At 45.8% G+C, this 347-nt stretch carries 1 protein-coding gene; it reads left to right on the top strand.

Features of this window, described 5'->3' with window-relative positions:
• The first annotated feature begins 121 nt into the window (after positions 1-121).
• A complete protein-coding gene (locus AC1RO3_RS08920) occupies positions 122-298 on the top strand; it encodes a hypothetical protein (RefSeq protein WP_481764070.1) in 177 nt (58 codons plus the stop codon).
• Positions 299-347: the final 49 nt, after the last annotated feature.

The raw sequence follows: 347 nt of genomic DNA, 5'->3' as shown, positions 1-347 counted from the left end.
ATTCGGGCGCAGCCGAGAGTTTATTCGCCGGATCGCAAGAGAACACAATCTATAGGAGATTTAAAGGCCGTCACGTCAGATTACCCACGACGCGCGCGAGGGTAAAGGAAGCAAAGAAAGTTTGGAGCACAAGTGGGATAAAGCCAAGGGGATAGCAGAAAAAGAATATGGTCCCGGGCACTGGGGTGCTGTCGAACACATTTATCAGAATATGCGAGATTCAAAGAAACATGAATCTTCGGTAGAACTAAACGCGGCTGAACGAATTATCGAAGACGAGAAAAGCGATAGTAAATAATCGGAAAGTGGTGTACAATTGCCGCTTTGTATACCACTTTCAGGAGTAT

The sequence above is a fragment of the Dellaglioa sp. CoH-57-MRSF-19 genome, assembly GCF_056781975.1.
Note: the sequence above shows the minus strand (reverse complement) of the source record. Positions and strands in the feature narration are given on the sequence as shown.